Raw genomic sequence first — 1,681 nt, forward strand, 5'->3', positions numbered from 1 at the left:
GCAGCAAGTAGTACAGTTTGACAGATGGCTAGACATGCTACGGTGTCAATACAATTACTTGTTAGCGGACAGGTTTCGTTGGTATGAAGAAAATCGATGCTCCATCAATTCTTGTTCTTTATTTGTTTGCCATTTACCGGAGTTACGAAATAATCCTAACTACAACAGTCAGCAAGACTCTCTACCACAATTAAAGAAAGACCGTCCCTGGTACAAAGAGCTACACTCGCAAGTATTGCAGAATGCGGCCAAGCGTGTAGAGTTAGCTTTTGACAGATTTCTGCATAGTGATTGTAATGGGAAACGAAGCGGAAGACCTCGGTTCAAAGGAGCTAATCAATACAAAACTTTCACCTATCCCAGCATCAAAAGTGATTGTATTGATAACTCTTTCATAACTCTTCCAAAATTCGGGAAAGTGAAGCTAGTAGAACATCGTGCAATACCCGACGGATTCAAGGTAAAGACTTGCTCTATTACCAAAAAAGCTGATGGGTACTACGCAACCCTAAGCTTAGAAGATAAGACTGTACCTGCAATTAGACCTGATTTCAATCCAGAGTCAATAACTGGGATTGACGTAGGTTTGAAGGAATTTTTGACCACTTCTGATAATGATGTAGTTGCAATTCCGCAGTATTACCGCCGCGCTCAAAAACGTTTACGGGTTATTCAAAAACGAGTATCTCGTAGAAAAAAAGGTAGTGTTGGTAGACAAAAAGCTATCAAACAATTAGGTAAGCAACACAAAAAAGTTACAGACAAAAGGAAAGATTTTCATTTCAAAATCGCTAACAACTTATTGAAGAAATATGATGTTATTGCGGTTGAGGATTTGAATGTGAAAGGACTTGCACGAACACGATTAGCTAAATCTATACTTGACGCTGGATGGTCAAGCTTTCTGTCGATTCTGACAAACAAAGCCGAAAATGCTGGTTTGTTGGTTATCCCAGTCAAAGCGTCTGGAACAAGTCAAGATTGCTCTAGTTGTGGTGTGAAAGTCCCTAAAAAGCTGCATGTGAGATGGCATAACTGCCCTAGTTGTGGATGTAGCTTAGACCGTGACCACAACGCAGCGCGAAACATAAAAAATAGAGCTGAGGGTCATCCAGTTCTTAAAGCCAAGAGCCTCCTAAGCAGTAGCCGGATTGTCTTGGAAGCCTACACTCTATCGGTACTCCGATGAGTGTAGGAGATGTCACCTGACTTTCAGCTTAATCGCTTGTTTGTCCTCTGGGTTTTTTCGTATGACATCGCTTAACCATTAGAATATCTTTTCTGAATGTGGAATTTTTATGTAAATTTAACCACATTCACCTGACGAAAGTTTACAATATAGTTACTGATAATAATCTAGCTACAACCAACAGGATTTGGTTCGATCCATGACTGATAATAAACAAGTTGTCTCTCAACTCACTCAACAAAGACCAAGACGTGTTTTGGTTGTAGCTCCAAGTAAACTCATTATCCATCATCATCACAGAAAAACCTTTAAGACACTACCCACTTTAAGCGATTATATTTTCAAAGTCATCGCAAAATTGTCCATCGTCAGCGCTATGTTGTTCGGCATTAGCGCATTAGGGTATTGGGGATTAGAAATCGTTGAAGCTAACACAATCCCGACAATAGAAGACAGATACGATTGGCAAACCCAAAAGCATATTTGTTTGGG

The 1,681-nt window shown here is 40.0% G+C and carries 2 protein-coding genes; both read left to right on the forward strand.

The window, feature by feature from the left end:
- The coding region (locus ACWATR_RS39865) for an RNA-guided endonuclease InsQ/TnpB family protein (RefSeq protein WP_460345865.1) at positions 1-1,189 on the forward strand (1,189 nt) is incomplete at its 5' end.
- A 199-nt stretch (positions 1,190-1,388) separates the two neighbouring features.
- Positions 1,389-1,681, forward strand: a 293-nt coding sequence (locus ACWATR_RS39870) for a hypothetical protein (protein WP_460345868.1), incomplete at its 3' end; no start/stop codon positions are given.

The sequence above is a fragment of the Nostoc sp. UIC 10890 genome (assembly GCF_054786515.1).